The organism is Mycobacterium sp. E796, assembly GCF_001672815.1.
Taxonomy (GTDB): Bacteria; Actinomycetota; Actinomycetes; order Mycobacteriales; family Mycobacteriaceae; genus Mycobacterium.
The window spans coordinates 17,616-41,643 of record NZ_LZKK01000184.1; the positions used below are offsets into that span (position 1 = coordinate 17,616).

The window sequence follows — 24,028 nt, forward strand, 5'->3', positions numbered from 1 at the left end:
CTCTTGGCCCGCAGGGACTTCCGTCCCGCCCTCGCGGGTGCGCTGACGTCGCTGCTCGGTGCGGGCGGGGTATGGGCGGGCATGATCGGGATGTTCGGTTCGGCGCGCGACGTGCGCATCGGGTGGTTGCTGCCGCTGTCGGGGGTGCAGCTGGGCCTCGACCCGCTCGGCGGGTTCTTCATGGCGCTCGTTGGGGCGGTCGCCGTCGTCGTCGGGCCGTACACGATCGGTTATGCGCGCCGCGAGCATCTCGGCGGGACGGCACTGGTGGTTTTTCCGCTGTTCGTCGCGGCGATGCTGTTGGTACCGGCGGCGGCGTCGGTCACCAGCTTCCTGTTGGCATGGGAACTGATGGCGCTCGCGTCGCTGGTGTTGGTGCTGGCCGAACACAGTCGCCCGCAGGTTCGTTCGGCCGCATTTGCGTACGCGGTGATGACCCAGTTGGGGTTCGTCGCGATCCTGGTCGGGCTCATGGTGCTGTCCGCGGCCGGCGGCGCCGACCGGTTCGCCGACCTGCACCGCATCCCGCAGGGCGCGCGCACCGCGGTATTCGTCTTGACGGTGGCCGGATTCGGGTCCAAGGCCGGGCTGGTGCCGCTGCACGCCTGGTTGCCGCGCGCCCATCCCGAGGCGCCCAGCCCGGTGTCGGCGCTGATGAGCGCGGCGATGGTCAACCTCGGTGTCTACGGCATCTGCCGCATCGACATGCAGCTGCTCGGCCCGGGTCCACGCTGGTGGGGCCTCACCCTGATGCTCGTCGGCGGGGTTTCGGCGCTCTACGGCGTGGTGCAGGCCTCGGTGGCCACGGATCTCAAACGGCTGCTTGCCTATTCGACCACCGAAAACCTCGGGTTGATCGCGCTGGCGCTGGGGGCGGCCACCCTGTTCGCCGCCGCCGGTGCGAACGGGCCGGCGACGATCGCCGCGGTCGCGGCCATGCTGCACCTGATCGCGCACGCGGCGTTCAAGAGCCTCGGGTTCCTGGCCGCGGGGTCGGTGCTGGCGGCGACTGGGCTGCGCGACCTCGACCGGCTGGGCGGTCTGGCCCGGCGGATGCCGGCGACCACCACCCTGTTCGGGGTGGCGGCGCTCGGGGCGTGCGGGCTGCCGCTGGGCGCCGGCTTCGTCAGCGAGTGGCTGCTGGTCCAGTCGCTGATTCACACGGCCCCACAACACGTCACGGCGTTGGCGCTGACCACGCCGCTGGCGGTGGGCGCCGTCGCGCTCACCACGGGCCTGGGCGTGGCCGCGATGGTCAAGGCGTTCGGGATCGGATTCCTGGCCCGGCCGCGCTCGGCGCGGGCCGCCGACGCTGACGAGGCGCCGGGCAGCATGCTGGCGGGGATGGCGGTCGCGGCGGTCGCCTGTGTAGTGCTCGCCGTGGCGCCCTCGGTCGTCGCGCCCGCGCTGCGCCGGACGGTCGCCGCATTGCCCGCGGCGCGGGCGGTGCAATTCACCGACCTCGGCGCCGTGGTGCGACTCCCGGGGCTGCAGGGATCGATTGCGCCCGGCGTGATCGCCGCCGGTGTCGTCGTGGCCGCGCTAACCGTCGCCGTGCTGGCTCGGTGGCGCCGGACGCAGCGCCCCCAACCCGCCACGTTGCCGCTATGGGCTTGTGGCGCGGAGGATCTCACGTCACGCATGCAGTACACCGCCACCTCCTTCGCCGAGCCGCTGCAGCGCGTCTTCGACGACGTCTTGCGCCCGGACACCAACATCGAAGTCGTGCCCAACGCCGGGTCGCGGTACCTGGCCGACAAGATCACCTATCGCAGCAGCATCGGCGATGCCATCGAGGAGCGCTTCTACATGCCGGTGGTCCGCGCGATTTCGGCGGCGGCGGTGTTGGTGCGGCGCGCCCACACCGGCAGCGTGCACCTGTACCTGGCCTACGGTGCCCTGGGCGTCCTGACCGTGTTGGTGGTCGCCCGATGAACGTCTGGTCCTACCTCGCCGGCGCCGCGCAGATCGGCGGTGTGATGGCCGGGGCGCCGCTGGTGGTCGGCCTAACGCGCCAGGTGCGGGCGCGCTGGGAGGGCCGCGTCGGGGGCGGCCTCCTGCAGCCCTGGCGGGACATCGTCAAACAGCTTGGCAAGCAACAGGTCACGCCGCGCGGGACGACGGTGGTGTTCGCGGTCGCGCCCGCGGTCGTGGCCGGGTCCGCGTTGCTGATCGCCGCGATCGCGCCGCTGGTCGCCACCGGCTCGCCGCTCGACACCAGCGCCGACTTGTTCGCCGTCGTCGGGCTGCTGTTCGTGGGCACCGTCGCGCTGACCCTGGCAGGCATTGACACCGGCACCTCGTTCGGCGGCATGGGCGCCAGCCGCGAGATCACCATCGCCGCCCTGGTCGAGCCCACCATCCTGCTGGCGGTCTTCGCCCTGTCGATGCCGGCGGGGTCGGCCAATCTCGGTGCCCTGGTGGAACATACGATCGCCCATCCCGGGCAGGTGGTGTCGCTGGCCGCGGTGCTGGCGTTCGCCGCGCTGGTGATCGTCATCGTCGCCGAGACCGGCCGGCTGCCGGTGGACAATCCGGCGACCCACCTCGAGCTGACGATGGTCCACGAGGCGATGATCCTCGAATACGCCGGGCCGCGGCTGGCGCTGGTCGAGTGGGCGGCCGGTATGCGACTCACCGTGCTCTTGGCACTGCTGGCGAACCTGTTCGCGCCGTGGGGCATCGCCGGCGCCCAGCCCACCGCGCTGGCCGTCCTCGCCGGCCTGGCGGCGGTGGTGGCCAAGGTCGCGGTGCTCGCAGGGCTGCTGGCCACCGTCGAGGTATTCGTCGCGAAGCTGCGGCTGTTCCGTGTCCCCGAGTTGCTTTCCGGGTCGTTCCTGCTGGCATTGCTCGCGGTGGTCGCCGCCAACTTCTTCGCGGTGCCGGCATGACGTCCGATACCTTTGCGGTTCTCGTTGACCTCGCCGCCGGCGGACTGCTCCTGGGTGCTGTGCTGATCGTGTGGCGCCGCGACCTGGTCGCCATCGTCCGGCTGCTGGCGATGCAGGGCGCAGCACTGGCGGCCATCCCCGTGCTGCGCGGAATGTACGACGGCGACGGCGCGCTGATCGGTGTCGGCATCGCGGTTTTCGTGTTGCGCGCCGTGGTGTTGCCGCGACTGCTGGCCCGCGCCGTCGGGTCCGGACCGCAAGCGCATCGCGAAGCCACCCCGCTGGTGAACACCGCCACGTCACTGCTGATAACTGCCGCGCTGACGCTGGCCGCCTTCGCGGCCACCCGGCCGCTGGTGAATTTGCAGCCGGCGGCCACGACGACCGCCGTCCCGGCCGCCACCGCGGTCGTCCTCATCGCGCTGCTCGTGATGGTGACGCGGCGCCATGCGGTCTCGCAGGCGGCGGGATTCCTGATGCTGGACAACGGAATCGCCGCCACCGCGTTCTTGCTCACGGCCGGGGTGCCCATGATCGTCGAGCTCGGCGCGTCGCTGGACGTGCTCTTCGCGGTCATCGTGATCGGCGTGCTGACCGGTCGGCTGTCTCGTGCGTTCGGGGGCGCCGACCTGGACCGGCTGCAGGAGCTACACGACTGATGACCACTCTGCTGCTCACCGCGATCCTCGCGCCGGTCGGTGCTTCGGTTGTCACACTGATCGCCGGGTGGCGCCGGGCGACGGCGACGCTGATCGCCTTGTCGGCGATAACGGTGCTCGGATGCGGTGCGGCGCTGGGGTTCCGGGTCGGATCGGTGACGCAGTTGGCGCTGGGCGGATTGCTGCGCGTTGACGCGCTCACCGTCACCATGCTGATCGTCATCGGAATCGTTGCCGCGCTGGCCACCTGGGCAAGCATCGGATACCTCGACACCGAGCTCGCGCACGGCCACACCGACGCGCGCGGCGCCCGAATCTACGGCGCCCTGACGTCGGCCTTCCTCGCGGCGATGGTGGTGGCGGTGTGCGCCAACAACATCGGGGTCATCTGGATCGCCGTCGAAGCCACCACCGTGATCACCGCCTTCCTGGTCGGGCACCGCCGCACCCGCGGCGCACTGGAGGCGACGTGGAAGTACGTCGTGATCTGCTCGGTCGGCATCGCGGTTGCCTTCCTCGGCACGGTGCTGCTGTACTACGCGGCCGAGCACGCCGGCGCGCCGGCCGCGGCCGCGCTGAACCTCGACGTGCTGGTGGCGCATGCCGGCACGCTGAATCCCCACATCGCCCGGCTCGCGGGCGGGTTGCTGCTCATCGGCTACGGCGCGAAGGTCGGGCTGTTTCCTTTCCACACCTGGTTGGCCGACGCGCACAGCCAGGCCCCGGCCCCGGTTTCCGCGTTGATGAGCGGGGTGCTGCTGTCGGTGGCCTTCTCGGTGCTGATCCGACTCAAGCCGATCATCGACGCGGCCACCGGGCCCACCTTCATGCGGTCCTGGCTGCTGGTGATCGGGTTGGCCACGCTGGTGGTGGCGGCCCTGATGCTGACGGTGACCCCCGACCTCAAGCGCATGCTCGCCTACTCCTCGATGGAGAACATGGGCCTGATCGCGATCGCCGCGGCCGCGGGGACCACGCTGGCCATCGCCGCGCTGCTGCTGCATGTGCTGGCCCACGGAATCGGCAAGACAGTCCTCTTCCTGGCGAGCGGCCAGCTGCAGGCCGCGCACCGCTCCACGGCGATCGCCGACATGAGCGCCGTGCTGCGGCGCTCCCGGCTGGTCGGTGTAGCGCTTGCGGTCGGTGTGGTCGTGCTGCTCGGACTGCCGCCGTTTGCGATGTTCGCCAGCGAGTTGGCCATTGTGCGCTCGCTCGCCGACGCCAGGCTCACGTGGGCCATCGGGGCGGGCCTGCTGCTGGTCGCGATCGCCTTCGCCGCGCTGGCGCGCAACTTCGGCCGAGTCCTCCTGGGGGACAGCCGCGCTGACGCGCCGGAGATCAAGGTGCCGCGGACGGTCGCGGCGGCGTTGGTCATCGGGGTCGCCGCGTCGGCGGTGCTCGGTGTCACCGCGGGCCCGCTCACCGGCTTGTTCACCACCGCCGCCAGCGAGGTCGGGGCCCCGCGATGAGCCGTGACTGGGTGCGTCACCGGGTGTCCCAGCCCAGCCTGGCGGAGACGGCGGAAATACTGTTGGACAAGGGCTTTCGTCTTGCCCTGACGGCCGCCCACGACGACGGCGGCGCCTTTCGCGTCGTTTATCTCTTCCTGGCCGGCTGGCCCGATCGCCGGGTTGAGCTGGAATGCGTTGTGCCGAAGGATAATCCGGAGATCAGGTCGCTGGCGTATGTGTCGTTTGTGGCCGGCCGGTTCGAGCGCGAGATAGCGGACCTGTACGGAATCCGGCCGGTCGGGCATCCCAAGCCGCGACGGCTGGTGCGCCACGCCCATTGGCCGGAGGAGTGGTATCCGATGCGCAGCGCGGCGCCGGCCGCCCCCAGATTCGATGGCAGCGGCCATTTTCCGTTCGTCACCGTCGAGGGGCCGGGGGTGTACGAGATCCCGGTGGGTCCCGTGCACGCGGGGTTGATCGAGCCCGGCCACTTCCGCTTCTCCGTCGCCGGCGAAACCGTGCTGCGGCTCAAGGCCCGATTGTGGTTCGTCCACCGCGGCCTGGAAAAGCTCTTCGAGGGCCGCCCCAGCGGCGGCGCGGTCGACTTGGCCGAACGCGTCAGCGGCGACACCTCCGTCGCGCATGCGCTCGCCCACTGTCTCGCCGTCGAGGATGCGCTCGGGATTGAACTTCCCGACGAGGCGCACCGACTGCGGGCGCTGCTGGTCGAGCTCGAACGGCTGTACAACCACGCCGCCGACCTGGGCGCGCTGGCCAACGACGTCGGGTTCGGCATCGCCAACGCGCACGCGCAACGCGTGCGCGAAGAGCTGTTGCGACTGAACGCGACCGTCGCCGGACATCGGCTGCTGCGCGGCGCCATCCGCCCGGGCGCGGTCGCGCTGCGGGCGCTGCCGGATGTCGCCGCGTTGCGCCGGATCGCAGCGGACGTCGCCGAGATCGCGGAGCTGACGCTGCACAACGCCGTGGTGTACGACCGGTTCGCCGGGACGGCGGTCCTGAGCAAGGAAGACGCCGAGGCCCTCGGGTGCCTGGGCTACGTGGCGCGTGCCAGCGGTATGCGCACCGACGCGCGAATCGAGCACCCCACCACCGCGCTGCCCGTTACCGAGATCGGCGCCGCCACGGGTGACGTGCTGGCCCGCTACACGGTGCGGCGTGACGAATTCGCGGCGACCGTCGAGCTGGCGTGTCATCTGACTGAGTCGCACGGTGGCCCAATCGAATACGTCGAGGTCCCGCCCGCCTCGCACGGGCACCGCAGTGGCATCGGCATCGTCGAGGGCTGGCGCGGCACCGTCGTGCACCGCGTCGAAACCGACGCCGCCGACCGGATCACGCGCGCGAAGATCGTCGACCCGTCCTGGTTCAACTGGCCCGCGCTGCCGGTCGCGATGGCAGACACCATCGTCCCGGACTTCCCGCTCGTCAACAAGAGCTTCAATCAGTCCTACGCGGGCAATGACCTCTAGCCCTCGCCCAGCAGCGCGAACCGGCCGTCGGCCGTCCGCGTCACCAGTCCGTCGGCAAGCAGCGAATCCAGCGCCCGGTCACGCTGCTGCGTGTCGCTCAGCCAGGCCACGTCGAGTTCCGCCCGGGTGACGGGAGAATCCCTGGCGCGCAACACGTCCAGCAAGCGTCCGCGCACCTGGCGGTCGGTTCCCGCATAGGTCTGGACGCGGCGGGCCTGCCCTTGGGCCGGGGGATAGCCGGCGCGCCGCCAAGCGCACTCGCCAAGTGGGCACAACCCGCAGCGCGGGGACCGGGCGGTGCACACGATCGCGCCCAATTCCATCAGCGCCACCGAAAACGTCGGCGCCCGTTCGTCATCGGGCAGCAATGCCGAGACGTCCGCGTGGTCGCGCGCCGCGGACGGCGGCCCGGAGTCGGCCAGGCCGTGCACGGCGCGGGCGATCACCCGCCGCACGTTGGTGTCCACCACCGGCACCGGCCGACGGTAGGCGAAGCACGCGACGGCGCGCGCGGTGTAGCTGCCGATTCCGGGAAGCGTGACCAGGACGTCGATGTCGTCGGGAACCACGTCGCCGTGGTCGCGCGCGATGACGGTGGCGCATTCGTGCAAGTTCTTGGCGCGCCTCGGGTAGCCGAGCTTGCCCCACGCGCGCAGCACGTCGGCCGCCGTGGCCGACGCGGTCGCCGACGCGGTGGGCCAGCGCCGCACCCAGTCCGGCCAGATCGACAGCACCCGGGTCACCGGTGTCTGCTGCAGCATGAACTCGCTGACCAGGATCTGCCACGCGGTGACATCCGGCTCCCGCCAAGGCAAGTCACGGCGGAACCGCTCATACCAATCGATGAGCTCGCTCGGGCTGACGTTCATGTGCGGGTGCGGCATGATATGGGCCATGCCGAACACCAGCCCGATAACCGCGTGGAAAGCACTCAAAGAGGGTAACGAGCGATTCGTTGCCGGCAAGCCGCAGCATCCCAGCCAAAGCGTCGATCACCGGGCCAGCCTGGCCGCCGGTCAAAAGCCCACCGCGGTCGTGTTCGGCTGTTCGGACAGCCGGGTGGCCGCCGAGCTCATCTTCGACCAGGGTTTGGGCGACATGTTCGTGGTGCGCACGGCCGGGCAGGTCATCGACTCGGCGGTGCTGGGCTCCATCGAGTTTGCGGTGACGGTGCTCGACGTGCCGCTCATCGTCGTCCTCGGCCACAACAGCTGCGGCGCCGTCAAGGCGGCCCTAGCGGCGATTCAGGACGGCGCAATACCCCCAGGTTTCGTGCGCGACGTGGTGGAGCGGGTTGCGCCGTCGATCCTGATGGGCCGACGCGACGGGCTGGCCCGCGTCGACGAGTTCGAGGAACGGCACGTGAAAGAGACGCTCGCACAACTCGTCGCGCGTTCCTCGGCCATCGCCGAGCGGGTGGCCGCGGGCACGGTGGGCATCGCGGGCGTCACCTATCACCTCGCCGACGGCAAGGCGGCGCTGGTCGACCATGTCGGCGATATCGGCGAATAACCGCCGGATTCCGCGACCCGCCAGCTTGGCGCCGTCGAGTGTGCGCTGGCGGTGGCGTGACTCGGCGTGTCGTCACCCTGGCCGCACACGCAACGCCCAGGGCGCACGCTGAAAGGCGCCCACTAGCACGGCGGTCGGCCAGCAAACATCGCGACACGCCGGGCCGGATATAACAAATCGGCGTGACCTGGGCCTACGGTGTGATCGTGCTGGATCTGGAACCGCGTGGCCCGCTACCCACCGAGATCTATTGGCGGCGCAGGGGCCTGGCCCTGGGCATCGCGGTCGTCGTGATCGGGGTCGTGGTCGCCACGATCATCGCCTTTATGAGCCACAGCACCGGCGCCAAACCGGCCAGCGTGGGCAAGCCCGGGACCGCCGAGAGCAAGCCGGCCGCGCCGCCGGCCCAGGCGCCTCCCCCCGCGGGGCAGGAGGGCGTCACCCCGGTGGCGCCGCCCGGCCAGAACCCCGAGTCGCCGACGCCCACCGCCGCGGTCCAGCCGCCGCCCGTGCTGAAGGAGGGCGATGACTGCCCCGATTCGACGCTGGCCGTCAAGGGCCTGACCAACGCGCCCCAGTACTTCATCGGCGACCAGCCGAAGTTCACCATGGTCGTCACCAATATCGGCCTGGTTGCCTGCAAGCGCGACGTCGGGGCCGCGGTGCTGGCGGCCTACGTGTACTCGCTGGACAACAAGCGGCTGTGGTCGAACCTCGACTGCGCGCCGTCCAACGAGACCCTGGTGAAGACCTTCACGCCGGGCGAGCAGGTGACGACGGCGGTGACGTGGACCGGCATGGGGTCGGCGCCGCATTGCCCGCTGCCGCGGCCGGCGATCGGTGCGGGCACCTACAACCTCGTCGTGCAACTGGGCAACCTGCGCTCGATGCCGGTGCCGTTCATCCTGAATCAGCCGCCACCGCCGCCGGGGCCGGTGCCGGGTCAGCCGGGTCAGCCGGCCGTGGCGCCGCCGCCGGAGGGGCCGCCGGGTGCGGCCCCAGGCCCGTCTCCTGCGGGCTGACCGAGCTCAGGTGAGCGGGTCGGCGATCGTCGACTCCGCCAGTTGCGACAACCCCTCCCGCACGTGGCGGGCCCACATCGTGCCGATGCCGTCGACCGATTGCAGGTCGTTGGCGCTGGCCGCCAGCAGGCCCTGCAGCGTCCCGAAGGTCCGGACCAGCAAGTCCGCGTGGGCGAACTGCAGGCGCGGGATCCCCGCCATCGCGCGGTAGCCGCGCGGGCTGAGCGCCGAGTCCTGCGCCTCGGTCGTCGTCGGGTAACCGAAAACCTTTGCCAGCGAAGTGAAGTCGAGCAGTTCGGTATCCGACAGGGCGTCCAGCTCGTCCAGGGTCGCGGTCATCTGTGCCTCGGACAGCGGCTCGGGGCTGGCGTGGTAGTCGCGCACGATCAGCTCACGGGCCAGGTCGTTGCCGCCCAGCAACTCCTCGAGCTGCAGCCGCAGCTGCCGCCCGTCGGTGCCGAGCTCGACGCAGTCGTAGTCGATCACCAGCCCGATGCGCCGGACCAACTCGAGCCGCTGGACCACGGTCATCACGTCGCGCAGGGTGACGAAGTCCTCGATCTCCATCCGGGACAGCTGCCGGCTGACCTCGTCGAGCCGGGTCTTGTACCGCTCCAGCGTCGCGATGGCCTGGTTGGCCCGCGACAGGATGGTGGCCGAATCCGCCACCACGTGGCGCTCACCGTCGACGTAGACGGTGACGATGTTCATCGAGTGGCTGACCGAGATCACCGGGTAGCCGGTCTGGATCGCGGCCCGCTCCGCCGAGCGGTGCCGGGTTCCCGATTCGTCGGTCGGTATCGACGGGTCCGGAACCAGCTGCACGTTGGCCCGGACGATGCGGCTGCCGTCGGTGGACAGCACGACGGCGCCGTCCATCTTGGACAGCTCGCGCAGCCGCGTCGGCGCGTACCGGACGTCGAGGGCGAAGCCGCCGTCGCAAATGGCCTCGACGTTTTCGTCGTTGCCCAGCACGATCAGCGCCCCGGTGCGGCCGCGCAGGATGCGCTCGAGGCCGTCGCGCAGCCCGGTGCCCGGCGCCAGGCGGGCGACGGTCTCACGCAGTGTCGGACGGGTCACAGCGTGTCATTGTGCGGCCCCACTGCGTTATGCGTCCAGCCAGTGCCGCGCTGAGCGATGGCTTTCATGTGTCGCAGCGCCGCGTCGATGGTGGGTGCCCGCAGCGCTCGCATTCCGCCCGGCACTATCTCGCGGCGCGGATCGTCGCCGTCGGGGATGAGCGCGATGCTGAATCCCTGACGCACGGCCTCACCCAGCCGGCGTTCCATGCCGCTGACCCGCCGCAGGTCGCCCGCCAGTCCCACCTCACCGATCATCACCGCCGTCGTCGGCAACGGCAGGTCGGAGTACGCCGAGGCCAGCGCCATCGCGACGGCGAGATCCGAGGACGGGTCGGTCAACCGCATGCCGCCCACGGTGGACAGGTAGATGTCGTTCATGGCGACGGCCAGCCTGCCGTGCTTCTCCAGCACCGCAGTGATCATCGCGGCACGGGAGTGGCCGATGCCGCTGACGGCTCGGCGCGGCGAGCCGCCCCCCGGAGTCGCCAGCAGCGCCTGGACCTCGCCGATCAGCGGCCGCTTGCCGTCGAGCGTCACCGTGATCGCGGTGCCGGCGACCGGGGCCGGCCGCTGATCCAAAAAGAGGTGCGACGGGTCGGCGACGCCCTCGATTCCGTTGTCGTGCAGGGTGAAGCAGCCGACCTCGTCGGCCGCGCCGAACCGGTTCTTGATGCCGCGGACCATCCGCAGCGTGCCGCTGCGGTCGCCCTCGAAGTGCAGCACCACGTCGACGAGGTGTTCCAGGGAGCGCGGCCCGGCGATGGCGCCGTCCTTGGTGACGTGGCCGACCAGGATCATCGCGACGCCGTTGGCCTTGGCAGCCGCGGTGAGCGCCGCGGTCACCGCGCGCACCTGCGTGACCCCGCCGGGGACGCCGTCGGCCTCGGTGGTGGACATGGTCTGCACCGAGTCCACGATCACCAGCGCGGGCCGGACCGTGGCGATGTGTTCGAGCACCGTGTGCACGTCGGACTCGGCGGCCAGGTACACCTCGTCACCGCCGCAGTCGATCCGGTCGGCGCGCAGCCGGATCTGGCCGGCGGACTCCTCACCGGAGATGTATAGCGCGCGCCGTCCCGACTGGGCCCAGCGGTGGGCGACCTTGAGCAACAGCGTCGACTTGCCCACGCCGGGGTCACCGGCCAGCAGCGTGACGGAGCCGGGCACCACGCCGCCCCCGAGCACGCGGTCGAGTTCTCCTATGCCCGTCGAGCGGTGGTGGCTGGCGGTCGGCTCGATGGAGCTGATCGGTACGGCCCGCGAAGCCGCCCCCGCGGGACGCCGGGCGCGTCCACCCACCGCGGCGAGCGCGGGCACCTCATCGACGGTGCCCCAGGTGCCGCATTCCAGGCAGCGACCCACCCATTTGGCGGTGACGTGCTGGCATTCCGAGCAGCGGTATTGGGAGCGCGCATGGGCCACGTCATGACGGTATCGGCCCGGTGTGACAAGCCCGGGAAAGACAGGCCGAGTCAGGCGGGTTGTGCGCCCACTCCCGCCGAAATCGGGACCAGCAAGGTGGCCGGCCCGGCCTTTTCGAAATTGAAGGTGAAGCTGTAGGTCAGGCCGTTGCTGATGGGCTTGGCCAGGGCCACCGTCGCCTTGACCGCGTTGTTGGACTCGATCGGACCCGGCGCCACCTTCGGGCCGTCGGGCGTGCCGATGAACAGCATGCCGCCCGCGGGCAGCCGGCCGTCGCCGCCGATCGTCACGGCGCCGACGTCACTGGTGATGCTGACCAGCCGGTCCGGGACGTCGGGCGACTGGTTGACGGCGACCGCCACCAGGTCCACCGTCTTGCCCGGCTGCAGGAAGTCGCCGGTCTGGACGGCTTGCATCCGGACGTCGCGCAGCGCCACGTTGTTGACCGTGACCTTGTTGCCGTTGACCGCCGGTTCCTGGGTGGCCATCTGGGAGATCTGACCGGCTCCGCAACCGCTGAGCAGGGAAGCGACCAGGGCGACCAGACCGACGACGGCGAAGCGGTTCACTCAAAGCCTCCTGCTCGGCTGACCCACCATGTCAGTGGTTCGACTATGCAACTATGCACAGTAGTAGGAACGTCTTCGCGGCGGTAGCGCAGGGCACCGGACCAGCGCGGCAGGGCCTCGCAGGGGTGGTTGCTCAGGCCCGATCGGGACCGGCGTAGTGTGACCCCTTGCACGTCCCGCTCCGCCTGTCAACCCCTAATCCGCCCGTGTTGTGCCCCTGACCTGCACCGTTGTTCCGCACGCCTAGGGCCGCCGTGCTAGAATGAAGTAACGAAAGGGGCTCGAATCAGATGATCTTCAAGGTCGGCGACACCGTTGTCTATCCGCATCACGGTGCTGCGTTAGTCGAGGCGATCGAAACCCGGACCATCAAAGGGGAGCAAAAAGAGTATCTCGTCTTGAAAGTGGCGCAGGGTGACCTGACCGTTCGAGTACCCGCCGAAAACGCCGAGTACGTCGGTGTTCGCGACGTTGTTGGCCAGGAGGGCCTGGACAAGGTCTTCCAGGTTTTGCGCGCTCCCCACACGGAAGAGCCCACCAACTGGTCCCGGCGCTACAAGGCCAACCTGGAAAAGCTCGCCTCCGGCGATGTCAACAAGGTGGCCGAGGTGGTGCGCGACCTGTGGCGCCGCGACCAGGAGCGGGGTCTGTCCGCCGGTGAGAAGCGGATGCTGGCCAAGGCCCGCCAGATTCTGGTCGGTGAGCTGGCGCTAGCCGAGAGCACCGACGACGCCAAGGCGGAGACCATCCTCGACGAGGTTCTGGCCGCCGCTTCCTGAAGGCCCTGACGCTCTGGTGGCCGACGAATCCGGCGTCCCGGGCAAGGTAGTTGCAATTGTCCCGGCCGCGGGGTCGGGTCAGCGGCTTGCCGCCGGCATCCCGAAAGCGTTCTGTGAACTCGACGGGCGCACCCTGCTGGAGTGCGCCGTCGCGGTGCTGCTGGATTCCGGCGCCGTCGACGACGTCGTGGTGGCCGTACCCGCCGACCGCATCGACCAGGCCCAGCAGCTGCTGGGCGACCGGGCCGTCGTCGTCGCAGGCGGCGCCGACCGCACCGAATCGGTGCGCCTGGCGCTGTCCGCCTTGCCCGCGTCGCCGGAGTTCGTCCTCGTGCACGACGCCGCCCGGGCGTTGACGCCGCCCGGGCTGATCGTGCGGGTGGTCGACGCGTTGCGGACGGGCCACGCGGCCGTCGTGCCCGCGTTGCCGCTGTCTGACACCATCAAGGCCGTGGATGCCAACGGGGTGGTCCTGGGCACGCCTGAGCGGGCCGGGCTGCGCGCCGTGCAGACGCCGCAGGGCTTCGCCACCGATCTGCTGCTGCGCGCCTACGAGCGCGCGGGGACCGCCGATTTCACCGACGACGCGTCGCTGGTCGAACACGTCGGCGGCCAGGTGCAGGTGGTCGACGGCGACCCGCTCGCCTTCAAGATCACCACCCGGCTGGATCTGTTGCTCGCGCAAACGGTCGTGCGGCGGTGACCGAGCTGCCGCGGGTCGGCGTGGGCACCGACGTGCACCCGATCGAACCCGGGCGGCCCTGCTGGCTGCTGGGGCTGCTGTTTCCCGGCGACGACGGCTGCGCCGGCCACTCCGACGGCGACGTGGGCGCGCACGCGCTGTGCGATGCGCTGTTGTCGGCCGCCGGGCTTGGCGATGTCGGGGCGGTGTTCGGCGTCGATGACCCGCGCGTCAAAGGCATCACCGGCGCCGACATGCTGCGGCACGTCGTCGCGCTCGTCTCCCGCCAGGGCTACCGGGTCGGCAACGCCGCCGTGCAGGTGATCGGCAACCGCCCGAAGGTAGGCCCGCGGCGCGCCGAGGCGCAGGAGGTCCTGTCCCGTCTGGTCGGGGCGCCGGTCTCGGTGTCGGCGACGACGACGGACGGGCTCGGTCTGACGGGGCGCGGTGAAGGGTTGGCCGCGATCGCGACCGCGCTCGTCGTGCGCAATCGAGTGAGCGTCCTGTAGGCCACGCGCTCGGCGGGGCGCCCCGAAGTACCCGGTAAGCTGGCACGTCGTGACCGATCGCCCCCACTTGCGGCTTCACGACACGGCAGCCGGTGCCGTGCGTGATTTCGTTCCGCTGCGCGAGGGGCACGTCTCGATCTATCTCTGCGGCGCCACGGTTCAGGGCCTGCCGCACATCGGGCACGTCCGCAGCGGGGTGGCCTTCGACATCCTGCGCCGCTGGCTGATCGCCCGCGGCTACGACGTGGCATTCATCCGCAACGTAACCGACATCGAGGACAAGATCCTGGCCAAGGCCGCCGCGGCCGGCCGGCCCTGGTGGGAGTGGGCTGCCACCTACGAACGCGCCTTTACCGCCGCCTACGACGCCCTGGACGTCATGCCGCCGTCGGCGGAACCGCGGGCCACCGGGCACATCACCCAGATGGTCGAATTAATGGAACGCCTGATCGAAACCGGCCACGCCTACGCGGCAGCCGGCGACGTGTATTTCGACGTGCTCAGCTACCCGGAGTACGGCGCGCTGTCCGGGCATCGGGTCGACGACGTCCACCAGGGCGAGGGCGTGGCGACCGGCAAGCGCGACCAGCGCGACTTCACCCTGTGGAAGGGCGAAAAGCCCGGCGAGCCGTCGTGGCCCTCGCCGTGGGGCCGCGGACGTCCCGGCTGGCACCTGGAATGCTCGGCGATGGCGCGCACCTACCTCGGGCCGGAATTCGACATCCACTGCGGCGGGATGGACCTGATCTTCCCGCACCACGAGAACGAGATCGCGCAGAGCCGCGCCGCTGGGGACGGCTTCGCCCGCTACTGGCTGCACAACGGCTGGGTGACGATGGGCGGCGAGAAGATGAGCAAATCGCTGGGCAACGTGCTGGCCATCCCGGCGATGTTGCAGCGGGTTCGCCCGGCCGAACTGCGTTACTACCTGGGCAGCGCCCACTACCGGTCGATGCTGGAATTCTCCGAAACCGCCCTGCAGGACGCCGTGAAAGCCTATGTGGGAGTGGAGGAATTCCTGCACCGCGTCCGCAGCCGAGTCGGCGCCTTCGAGCCGGGCGAGTGGACGCCGAAGTTCGCCGCGGCGCTGGACGACGATCTGGCGGTGCCGATCGCGCTGGCCGAGGTGCACCACGCCCGCGCCGAAGGCAACCGGGCGCTGGAGTCGGGCGACCACGAGGGCGCCCTGAAGCACGCCGGCGCCATCCGCGCGATGATGGGCATCCTGGGCTGCGACCCCCTCGACGAACGCTGGGAGACCCGCGACGAGACGTCGGCCGCCCTGGCCGCCGTCGACGTGCTGGTGCAGGCCGAAATCGAAAACCGGGAAAAGGCTCGCCAGCAACGCAACTGGGCGCTCGCCGACGAGATCCGGGATCGGCTCAAGAACGCCGGCATCGAGGTCACCGACACCGCCGACGGCCCGCAGTGGACGCTGGGCGGTGACGTCAAGTAGATGGCCGGCAACTCGCGGCGCCGCGGGGCGGTACGCAAATCCGGCACCAAGAAGGGCGCAGTCGTCGGCTCGGGCGGCCAGCGCCGCCGCGGGCTGGAGGGTCGCGGCCCCACTCCACCGGCGCACCTGCGCCCCAACCACCCCGCCGCCAGGCGCACCCAGTCGCAGCCGCGCCGGCCCGCCAAGCGCACCGATGAGACCGAAACGGTGCTGGGCCGCAACCCGGTGCTGGAGTGCTTGCGCGCCGGCGTCCCCGCGACCGCGCTCTACGTCGCGCTGGGCACCGAAGCCGACGAGCGACTCACCGAATCCGTTTCCCGCGCGGCGGATCTGGGCATCGCGATCCTCGAGGTGCCGCGCACCGACCTGGACCGGATGACCACCAATCACCTGCACCAAGGCATCGCGCTGCAGGTGCCGCCGTACGACTACGCCCACCCCGACGACCTGCTCGCGGCCTCGGCCGACTCGCCGCCCGCGCTGCTGGTCGCGCTGGACAACATCTCGGATCCCCGCAACCTTGGCGCCATCGTCCGTTCGGTCGCGGCGTTCGGCGGTCACGGCGTCCTGATCCCGCAGCGGCGATCGGCCGCGGTGACGGCGGTGGCATGGCGCACCAGCGCCGGCGCGGCGGCGCGGCTGCGGGTGGCGCGGGCCCCGAATCTAACTCGGGCGCTGAAGAATTGGGCCGACAGCGGGTTGCGCGTCATCGGGCTGGACGCCGACGGCGACACCACGCTCGACGACCTCGACGGCACCGACCCGCTGGTGGTGGTCGTCGGCTCGGAGGGCAAGGGCCTGTCCCGGCTGGTGCGGCAGACCTGCGACGAGGTGGTATCGATCCCCATGGCGGGACGGACCGAATCGCTGAACGCCTCGGTGGCCGCCGGGGTCGTGCTCGCCGAAATCGCCCGCCAGCGCAGGGGCTGAGTCCTCTGGCCGAGCAGTCCCCCGCAAGCGGGAGGTGCCCCCAGCAAAAGCCCCCGACACGCCGAAGATTTGGGGGCTTTTGCGTCTGCTCGCGAATGTGGGCTGTGGTGCTGCTGGCGTTGGCGGTGCTCCTTGCATCGCCCGCCGGCGCGGAAACGCCCGAATTCGACCTGCAGGCCCACCGCGGCGGGCGCGGTGAGACCACCGAGGAATCACTGCGGGCCTTCGGCAAGTCGCTCGAACTCGGCGTCAGCACACTGGAACTCGACATCGTCCTATCCAAGGACAGCCAGCCGCTGGTGTGGCACGACCCGACGATCCAGGCGGACAAGTGCGCCGACACCGGGCCGGCGTTCGCCGGCGACCCGGCCTACCCTTACGTCGGGAAGCTGGTGCACGAGCTCACCCTGGTGCAGATCCGCACGCTCGACTGTGGCAAGCGGCTCGCCGAGTTTCCCGACGCGGAGGTGGTGCGCGGCAACAAGATCGCGACGCTGCCGGAGGTCTTCGCGCTCGCCGACTCGTACCATGCCGGCGTGCGCTACAACGTGGAAACCAAGGTGGAGGCCGACCACCCGGGCGCGTCGGCCGAACCGCAGGAATTCGTCGACGTGATCCTGGCCGCGGTTCGGGCCGGCGGCAAGGTCGATCGCGTGGAGATTCAGAGCTTCGACTGGCGAACCCTTCCCATGGTGCACCGGGCCGAGCCGTCAATCCCGTTAGTGGCCCTGTACAACGAGGAAACCTGGGTGCCGGGCTCGCCGTGGCTGAGCGGCATCGACGCCGGCGCCGTCGGCGACCCGCTGGTCGGGGCGCGGCTGGTCGGCGCCAACGCCGTCTCGCCAAACTATGCGCTGGTCACCGGAAAGCCCTACGTCGATCGCGCGCATTTCTTGGGGCTCAAGGTGATTCCGTGGACGGTCAACGACGCCGACGCCATGCGGGCCCAGATCGCCTACGGCGTGGACGGCATCATCACCGACTTCCCGACGCGGGCGCGCGCCGTCATGGCCGCGCTCGGCATGCCGCTGCCGCCGGCCTACCGCCGGGGCTAGCGCGCCACGCTGTCGGCCATGGCATCGTCCGCGGCGCGGAGCCCTTCGGTGCCGTGGCCGCGCGCGCGGACGGCTCGCCAGATCATCCCCGGGCGCAGCAGCTTCGTAGCGGGGTCGACCAGCGAGGTCACCCGGACGAACTGATCCACCACGGCGACGTCGGTTTCCGCCGCCTTCAGAACGCGATCCAGGTACCCGTTCAGCAGCCGCGCGGACAGCGGCGCGGTGCCCTCGATCTCGGGCAGCGCAAGGTCGGGGTTGGTCGACAGCTGCCAGGCCTGGCGGATCGGGACCGCCGCCGCGCGGAAGAAGCGCCGCGCCAAATCCTCTGTGCCGCTTGACAAGCAGTCATGCAGGGCCAGCGCCTCGAGCGCGGCTACGGTCATGCCCTGGCCGTAGACCGGATTGAAGCTGCACACCGCGTCGCCGGTGACCAGCAGGCCCTCCGGGAAGCGGCGCAATTTGTCGTAACGGCGCCATTGGCTGCACGGCATCTTGTGGCGCACCGGCTCGCCGATCGGTTCGGCACGCCGCACCGCGTCGAGCAAGTGGGCGGGTGCGCAATCGGCCACGAAATCGCACATCGCCGCAAGGTCGCCCCCGGGCTCTTGACCGGCGACGCCGATCACCGTGAAGATCCACGTGTCGTTCTCGCAGTGCAGCAGGCCGACGCCTCTGGGGGTGCCCGGCACGATGCCGACCAGGAAACCCAGTTCGTGCGGCGTATCCGCGGCCATGCGCAGCCGCTGGCTCGCGTAGGTCAAGTGCACCACCACACGTTCCTCGCACGGGCGGTCGTATCCCAGACCGTCCAGCCACCCCGGGGTGTGCGCGGCACGGCCGGTGGCGTCCACCACCAAATCGGCCTTCGACACGACGCATTCGCCGGTGCGGCGGCTGACCACCCGCGCCCCCGTGACGCGCCGGCGATCGGGGGTCGCGGTCAAGCCGACGATGTTGTGCTCGTCCAGCACCACGACGTTGGGGATCTCGCGCACCCGCCGACGCACGTGACCCTCCACGAAGGGCCGTGTCGCGCAGTAGGCCGTAAAAGACGTGGCGCTGCCGCTTTGCGCCAACAGGTGCCCGCCCACGTTGTAGTGGAGCCGCGACAGATCGCGCCCGTCGAAGTACTGCGCGCCGTCGAGAACCAACTCGTCGAGCACGCCGGGGAAGAATTCCTCGATCACCTGGGCGCCGCGGGGCAACAGCGCGTGCAGGTGACGCCCCTGGGGAACGCCCCGTCGACCGGCGTCGTCGTCGGGCAGCGGGTCGCGCTCCACCACCGTCACCGTGTCGAAGAAATCGGCGAGCGACCGCGCGGTCAGCAGACCGGCCATGCTCGCTCCCAGTACCACCGCGTTACTGCCGATCTTGATCATGCTTACCGCCTTCGCCGAGCCGCCAGCTGATGAAAGCGATGCTCACAGCAAACCGTGGGCGCCGATAGCGTAGTCGGCTACGCAACTTCGCCGCCGGCACCGCCGATCCGGCACGGAAACGCGGGTGAAATGGCCTGTTAGGCGTGGAGACAACCGGTTATAGTCGCCGAGTGATCAGCGGTAAACCGCTGACCGGGCGCGACAGCGAATTGGCGCTCGTCCGTCGCGCCCTGGGCGGGGCTGGCAACCACTCCGGCGTATTGATCGCCGGAGCTGCCGGTGTGGGCAAAACCTGGCTGGCCCGCGAAGCGCTGCGGCGCGCCGAGGCTTCCGGTGAGCGCACGCAGTGGCTCGTCGGCACCGAATCCGCGCGTGCGCTGCCGCTCGGGGCGTTTATCGGCCTGCTGGGCGAGGCGATGTCGGACCCGCTCACGAACGTGCGGCGGGTGATCAATTCGTTCGTCGCACAACAGCGACGCGGTCGCGTCGTGGTGGGGGTTGACGACGCGCACCTGCTGGACGGCTTGTCCGCCCTCGTCGTCCACGAGCTGGCGCAGTCGGGCGGGGTGCGGCTGGTGGTCACAATCCGCACCGGCAGTGACGAACCGGATGCGGTGACGGCGTTGTGGAAGGAGGGATTGCTGGCTCGCCTGGATCTCGAACCGCTTTCGGCCGCGGCCACGCGCGAGGTGATCGAGAGCGCGCTGGGCGGTCCCATCGACGCGCGGTGCGCGACCCGGTTCCGGAAGCTGACCGGCGGAAACACGCTGTTCCTTCGGCAGTTGCTGTCCGATCAGGTCGCGGCGGGCCAGATGCGGCAGGTCGCCGGGGTGTGGATATGGGACGGCGATGTCGCGGTGTCGCCGAGCCTGTCCGACACGGTCGGCCGCCAGCTGGGTCGGCTCAGCCCCGAGCCGGCGATGGTGATCGACATGCTGTCGCAGTGCGAGCCACTCGCGGTCGATGTGCTGTGCGACTTGGTGCCCCGCCGGGACCTCGCGGTCGCCGAAAGCATGGGCCTGGTGAGCGTCGAACGCACCGCCGGCGGGTTGATGGCCCGGCTGGCGCATCCCCTGTTCGGCGAGCTGCGCCGCGCGAGCGCCGGCGAGATGTACTTGTCGTCGCTACGGGGCAAGCTCGCGGGCCGGCTGGCCGAGAACGCCGACACCGACATGCAGGCCACCGTTCGCCGCGCGTTGCTGCACCTCGAATCGGATCTCGACCCCGAACCCGAGCTGTATCTGGAAGCGGCGCGACACGCCATGACGCTGCTGGATCTGGATCTGGCCGACCGGTTCGCGACGGCCGCCGCGCGGGCCGGGGCGCCCGGGGCGGCCGGCGTGCGGGCGATGAACCTGGTGCTGCTCGGGCACGGCGTGCAGGCCGAAGCGGCGCTGCGCGATTTGGTCGACGGCCCCGACGGTCACCACTGGGCGACGATCCGGGCGATCAACCTGATGTGGATCCTCAGCAAGCCCGCTGATGCAGGGGTGATCCTGGACGGACTTGCTGCGGGTCCCGAGACCGAGGCGCAGGTCGCCGAGCGCCTGGCGGTGCAGGCGTGCCTGGACGCGATATCGGCCCGCTGTGAGCCGGCGGCCGAAAGGGCGCGGAGCGCCTTGGCTTTCGCTGCCTTGCCGGATCTGCACGCCTTGCTGGCCGCGCTCGCGTTGATCATGGCGATGGGGGCACTCGGTGAGGTTGACGACCTCTCTAGCGTCGCCGAGCAGGCGCTGCGGCGCGCGACCACGTCGTTTCAGGCGTCGCAGTTGCGGTTCTGGTTCGGCGCCGTGTACGGCCGGGCCTGTCGACTCACGGGACGCATCGACGAATTCGTCCGCACTGCAAAGCAATTGGCTGATTCGGCCCGGGACGTCCCCGGCCTGGCCTACGCGAACCTGGCCCTGCTGCTCGGCAACGCCGACCTGGTCCGCGGCGCCGTCACCGATGCGGCCCGGTTGCTGCACGAGGCGGTTGCCAGGGTGCAAATGCACTCCGTCACGACGGGTTTGCGTGCGGCCAGCTACTTTGCGCTGGCCGAGGCGCACGCCAAGCTCGGCCAGGCCGCCGAAGCGAACGACGCGGCGGCCGGGGCGCGCTCGGCGGTGCCGGCCGACTACCTGTTCATGCACACCGGCTTGTCGCTGGCCGACGGGTGGGCGATGGCGGCAAGTGGTCGCCTGAGCGAGGCCGTCGCCGCCGCGCGGGAAGCGGCACAACTTGCCCGCGACCGCGGCCAGCCCACCCACGAGTTGGCGTGCATCCAGGCCGCGGCGCAGTGGGGCGACGCGTTTGGGGCGGCCCGCGCCGCGGAGTTGGCCGAGGCGCTGTCGCTGCCGCTGGCCGACGCGATCGCGTTGCATGCGAAGGCTCTGCTCGGCGGCGACGGTGAGGGCCTGCTGGCGGCCTCGGCGGCCTATCGGGCAATCGGTGACAAGGCCGTGGCCGCCGACGCCGCGGCGCAGGCCTCCGTCGCATTCGCCGGAAGCCAGCAGCACAAGCGCGCGCTGTACGCCGCGGCGCTGGCGAGGGAACTGGCCGACGAATGCGGCGGCCTTTGCACACCGGCCCTGCGAACCCCGGAAGGAATCAAGCTGTCGGGTCGCCAGCGCGACGTCGTCGAACTCGTCGTAGCCGGTCTGTCCAACCGCCAGATCGCCGAGAAGCTGGTGATGTCGGTGCGCACCGTGGAGGGCCACATCTACCGAGCCTGCCAGCGGGTGGGGGCCCAATCGCGCGAGGAGCTGGCCTCGATCGTGCGATCGGGACCGGGCGGCGACTGAAATTCGAGTACTCGGCTACTCATTCGCGCGCGTCAGGTCGGCCGTAGCGTGCCTGCAGAGCCCAGTTGGCCCGACCTGAAAAGGAGTGAGCGATGAAGTACGTAGTGTCTTGGACTTACCGCCTGAACGGCACGGCCGCGGAGAACGACGAAAGCTTGCGACGGGGGTTGGCCGCCTACTCCAAGTGGTCGCCGCCGCAGAGCACCACGTATCACCAGTTCGTCGGGCGCGTGGACGGCGGCGGCGGATTCGCCGTGGTCGAGACCGACAATCCGGCCGACTTGGTCGAGACCACAAGCCAATTCGCCACCATCCTGGATTACCAGATCTATCCCGTCCTCGACATCGCCGAGGCCGCGCAGGCGCTGCAGCAGGGCGTGGCGTTCAGGGAGGCGGTCGGCTGAACCGCGCGCCTCAAACGCCCAGCAGCCGCGTGGACGCCCACAGCGCGACCACGGCGACCACCAGCGCGGGGGGCACCGTGCACAACCCGAGGCGGGTGTACTCGCCGACGCCGGCATCGACGTCGTGCCTGCGAAGCACGCGGCGCCACAACAGGTTCGACAGCGAACCCACATAGGTCAGGTTGGGGCCGACGTTCACCCCGACCAGCACCGCCAGAATCGCGACCGGACCGCCGGGCGCGACCAGCGGGAGCAGTACCAGTGTGGCGGGCAGGTTGTTGACGACGTTGGCCAGCACGGCGGCAATCGCGGCGATCCCGAGCAGCGCGGGCAGTCCAGAACCGGACGGCAGCACGGCGGACATGGCCCTGTCCATACCGTTGAGCATGACCGCGCGGACCACGACTCCCAGCGCCAGCACGAACAACAGGAACGAGACGTGCACCGAGCGCGCGATCTCGGCCACAGAGGTGCGCCGGCGGCTCAGGCTGCGCACCGCGAGCACCGCCGCACCCGCGAGCGCCACCCACGCCGGGGCGACCCCGACGGACTGGCCGACCGCGAACCCGGCCAGGGTCAGCCCCACGACGACCAACACGAACACCGGCGGCCGCGGCGCCGGACCGATTTCCTCGGCGTCGGGCTGGACGCGGAGGTCGCCGGCGAAAAACCAGCGGAAGATCGCATAGATCACCGCCACCGCGCCCAGCCACGGCAACGCCATCAGCACGGTGAACCGGGTGAACGAGAGGTTGGCGGTGTGGAACGCCAGCAGGTTGGTCAGGTTCGACACCGGCAGCAGCAGGGAGGCGCCGTTGGCCAGGTGAGCAGTGGCGTAGGCGTAGGGCCGCGGCGGGGTGCGCAGCCGGCGGACCGCGGCCAGGACCACCGGGGTCAGCAGCACCACGGCCGCGTCCAGGCTCAGCACGGCGGTGATCAGGGAGGCGACGACGAACACCCGTCGCAGCAGGCCCCCCGACGAGACGCGCCCCCGCGCGATCGCCGCGCCCGCCGCTTCGAACAGCCCCTCGTCGTCGCAGAGCTTGGCCAGCACCAGGACAGCGCCGAGGAAAGCGACCACTCCGGACAGCCCGGCCACCTCCTGGGCTGCCTGCCGCACCGATATCGCGCCGACCGCGATCACGATGAGCGCCGCCGGAACCGCCGCCACCGCCTCCGGCCAACCCCTTGGGCGGACGACCGCGAACACGAGCACGGCAGCAAGCAACAACAGAGCGGCGGTCAGTCCCATGAAGTTTCCGGCCTAAACCCGCTTCACGCCCAGGGGTTTTCGCGTCGCCACACGGTCGGCATGTGCAGCGCGACACCGTCGCTCGCCGCCAGCTCGTCCAGGACCCCGATCGACACGTCCAGGTCGTCGCCCGCATACGGCAAGGCCAGCAACGGCTTTGACAGCGGGCTGAAGAAGTCGTCCCAATGGATCAGGATCACCCGGCGCGCCCCCACGGCGCGCACGGTCTCGGCCCAGTAGTCGAGGATGTAGGACCGTGGCCGCAGGCCCAGCTGTCCGACGGACAGATAGACGGCTTCGGCGCGCCGGCCGTCCAGCGCACCCTTGACGAAACCGGCGCTGCCCTGGATCAGCAGCCGCCGGTCCGACGGTCGATGGTGCACCAGCGTCGACCAGGCCTCACCGCAGCGGTAGGCCGACGCCCGCACCGGTGGGGTCAGCGGCTCGTCGATCGTCCCGGGAAACCGGTCCGGTGGGCAGTGATGGGACTGCACCAGCGTTACGTCGAAGGCGCCCAGGCGAATCGGCTCACCCGGCGTCGCGACGACGATGCGGTCCCCGGGCAGCCCGTATCCGCGGCCGACGTTGGCGGCCGACTCGCCGCCGACCAGCCGCGCGCCGGTGCGGTCGGCGACCAGCGCGGAGTCCAGCACGTGGTCGACGTGGGTGTGCACCGGGATCACGGCCTCTAGCCG

The 24,028-nt window shown here is 70.5% G+C and carries 22 protein-coding genes; 15 read left to right on the plus strand and 7 right to left on the minus strand.

What is annotated here, in order from left to right:
• Positions 1 to 3 precede the first annotated feature (3 nt).
• Genes A5706_RS13355 through A5706_RS13375 form a run of 5 tightly spaced genes read left to right on the plus strand, consistent with a single transcriptional unit; the run spans position 4 to position 6,494 of the window.
• Entirely contained in the window at positions 4 to 1,935 is a 1,932-nt protein-coding gene (locus A5706_RS13355; protein WP_231985273.1) for a proton-conducting transporter membrane subunit, read from the plus strand.
• Positions 1,932 to 2,891: a respiratory chain complex I subunit 1 family protein gene (locus A5706_RS13360; RefSeq protein ID WP_068131269.1), complete on the plus strand. Its 960-nt coding sequence runs from the start codon at positions 1,932 to 1,934 to the stop codon at positions 2,889 to 2,891. The genes A5706_RS13355 and A5706_RS13360 overlap by 4 nt, the downstream gene beginning before the upstream one ends.
• Positions 2,888 to 3,550 carry a hypothetical protein gene (locus A5706_RS13365; RefSeq protein ID WP_068131271.1) on the plus strand — a complete coding sequence of 221 codons (663 nt, stop codon included), beginning with the start codon at positions 2,888 to 2,890 and terminating at the stop codon, positions 3,548 to 3,550. The genes A5706_RS13360 and A5706_RS13365 overlap by 4 nt, the downstream gene beginning before the upstream one ends.
• Positions 3,550 to 5,019, plus strand: a complete 1,470-nt coding sequence (locus A5706_RS13370; protein ID WP_068131273.1) for a proton-conducting transporter membrane subunit — start codon at positions 3,550 to 3,552, stop codon at positions 5,017 to 5,019. The genes A5706_RS13365 and A5706_RS13370 overlap by 1 nt, the downstream gene beginning before the upstream one ends.
• Positions 5,016 to 6,494, plus strand: a complete 1,479-nt coding sequence (locus A5706_RS13375) for an NADH-quinone oxidoreductase subunit C (protein ID WP_068131274.1) — start codon at positions 5,016 to 5,018, stop codon at positions 6,492 to 6,494. The genes A5706_RS13370 and A5706_RS13375 overlap by 4 nt, the downstream gene beginning before the upstream one ends.
• On the opposite strand, the gene A5706_RS13380 is transcribed toward A5706_RS13375, so the two are convergent.
• On the minus strand, positions 6,491 to 7,390 hold the full coding sequence (locus A5706_RS13380) for an A/G-specific adenine glycosylase (protein WP_068131276.1): 900 nt from the start codon (positions 7,388 to 7,390) through the stop codon (positions 6,491 to 6,493). The two genes, A5706_RS13375 and A5706_RS13380, sit on opposite strands and share 4 nt — an antisense overlap.
• Between A5706_RS13380 and A5706_RS13385 the strand changes: the two genes are divergently transcribed.
• Positions 7,389 to 8,006, plus strand: a complete 618-nt coding sequence (locus A5706_RS13385) for a carbonic anhydrase (RefSeq protein WP_068131278.1) — start codon at positions 7,389 to 7,391, stop codon at positions 8,004 to 8,006. The two genes, A5706_RS13380 and A5706_RS13385, sit on opposite strands and share 2 nt — an antisense overlap.
• Positions 8,007 to 8,212: 206 nt before the next feature.
• Complete coding sequence (locus A5706_RS13390) at positions 8,213 to 9,028, plus strand: hypothetical protein (protein ID WP_156767101.1); 816 nt, start codon at positions 8,213 to 8,215, stop codon at positions 9,026 to 9,028.
• Between the two features lie 6 nt (positions 9,029 to 9,034).
• Here A5706_RS13390 and disA read toward each other — a convergent pair whose 3' ends face one another.
• The 3 genes from disA to A5706_RS13405 are packed head-to-tail and all read right to left on the minus strand — an operon-like array spanning position 9,035 to position 12,101.
• Positions 9,035 to 10,108, minus strand: a complete 1,074-nt coding sequence (disA, locus tag A5706_RS13395) for a DNA integrity scanning diadenylate cyclase DisA (protein WP_067153236.1) — start codon at positions 10,106 to 10,108, stop codon at positions 9,035 to 9,037.
• A complete protein-coding gene (radA, locus tag A5706_RS13400) occupies positions 10,105 to 11,532 on the minus strand; it encodes a DNA repair protein RadA (RefSeq protein WP_068131283.1) in 1,428 nt (475 codons plus the stop codon). Before radA ends, disA begins: the two co-directional genes overlap by 4 nt.
• A 50-nt stretch (positions 11,533 to 11,582) precedes the next feature.
• Entirely contained in the window at positions 11,583 to 12,101 is a 519-nt protein-coding gene (locus A5706_RS13405) for a hypothetical protein (RefSeq protein WP_068131285.1), read from the minus strand.
• 290 nt (positions 12,102 to 12,391) lie between these two features.
• Between A5706_RS13405 and carD the strand changes: the two genes are divergently transcribed.
• The 6 genes from carD (at position 12,392) to A5706_RS13435 (ending at position 17,512) form a co-directional block, all read left to right on the plus strand.
• The gene (carD, locus tag A5706_RS13410; protein ID WP_003419482.1) at positions 12,392 to 12,880 is read left to right on the plus strand and encodes an RNA polymerase-binding transcription factor CarD; all 489 of its coding nucleotides are present in this window, start codon (positions 12,392 to 12,394) and stop codon (positions 12,878 to 12,880) included.
• Positions 12,881 to 12,896: 16 nt separating this feature from the next.
• Entirely contained in the window at positions 12,897 to 13,583 is a 687-nt protein-coding gene (gene ispD / locus A5706_RS13415) for a 2-C-methyl-D-erythritol 4-phosphate cytidylyltransferase (RefSeq protein WP_068131286.1), read from the plus strand.
• Entirely contained in the window at positions 13,580 to 14,071 is a 492-nt protein-coding gene (ispF, locus tag A5706_RS13420) for a 2-C-methyl-D-erythritol 2,4-cyclodiphosphate synthase (RefSeq protein ID WP_068131289.1), read from the plus strand. The genes ispD and ispF overlap by 4 nt, the downstream gene beginning before the upstream one ends.
• 49 nt (positions 14,072 to 14,120) lie before the next feature.
• Positions 14,121 to 15,527 carry a cysteine--tRNA ligase gene (gene cysS, locus A5706_RS13425; protein WP_068131291.1) on the plus strand — a complete coding sequence of 469 codons (1,407 nt, stop codon included), beginning with the start codon at positions 14,121 to 14,123 and terminating at the stop codon, positions 15,525 to 15,527.
• Positions 15,528 to 16,457, plus strand: coding sequence for a 23S rRNA (guanosine(2251)-2'-O)-methyltransferase RlmB (rlmB, locus tag A5706_RS13430; protein WP_068131294.1), 930 nt, complete (start codon positions 15,528 to 15,530; stop codon positions 16,455 to 16,457).
• Between the two features lie 95 nt (positions 16,458 to 16,552).
• Complete coding sequence (locus tag A5706_RS13435) at positions 16,553 to 17,512, plus strand: glycerophosphodiester phosphodiesterase (RefSeq protein ID WP_068131296.1); 960 nt, start codon at positions 16,553 to 16,555, stop codon at positions 17,510 to 17,512.
• On the opposite strand, the gene A5706_RS13440 is transcribed toward A5706_RS13435, so the two are convergent.
• Positions 17,509 to 18,894: an NAD(P)/FAD-dependent oxidoreductase gene (locus A5706_RS13440; protein WP_068131305.1), complete on the minus strand. Its 1,386-nt coding sequence runs from the start codon at positions 18,892 to 18,894 to the stop codon at positions 17,509 to 17,511. The two genes, A5706_RS13435 and A5706_RS13440, sit on opposite strands and share 4 nt — an antisense overlap.
• Before the next feature lie 170 nt (positions 18,895 to 19,064).
• Here A5706_RS13440 and A5706_RS13445 point away from each other — a divergent pair, with 170 nt between their 5' ends.
• Both A5706_RS13445 and A5706_RS13450 read left to right on the plus strand, forming a co-directional pair.
• Positions 19,065 to 21,677, plus strand: a complete 2,613-nt coding sequence (locus A5706_RS13445) for a LuxR family transcriptional regulator (protein WP_068131307.1) — start codon at positions 19,065 to 19,067, stop codon at positions 21,675 to 21,677.
• Positions 21,678 to 21,769: 92 nt separating this feature from the next.
• On the plus strand, positions 21,770 to 22,081 hold the full coding sequence (locus tag A5706_RS13450) for a DUF3303 domain-containing protein (protein ID WP_068131308.1): 312 nt from the start codon (positions 21,770 to 21,772) through the stop codon (positions 22,079 to 22,081).
• A 10-nt stretch (positions 22,082 to 22,091) separates the two neighbouring features.
• On the opposite strand, the gene A5706_RS13455 is transcribed toward A5706_RS13450, so the two are convergent.
• Positions 22,092 to 23,333 (minus strand): SLC13 family permease, encoded by a 1,242-nt coding sequence (locus A5706_RS13455; protein ID WP_068131311.1) that lies wholly within the window; start codon positions 23,331 to 23,333, stop codon positions 22,092 to 22,094.
• A gap of 23 nt (positions 23,334 to 23,356) precedes the next feature.
• Positions 23,357 to 24,028, minus strand: a 672-nt coding sequence (locus A5706_RS13460; RefSeq protein WP_068131314.1) for an MBL fold metallo-hydrolase, incomplete at its 5' end; no start/stop codon positions are given.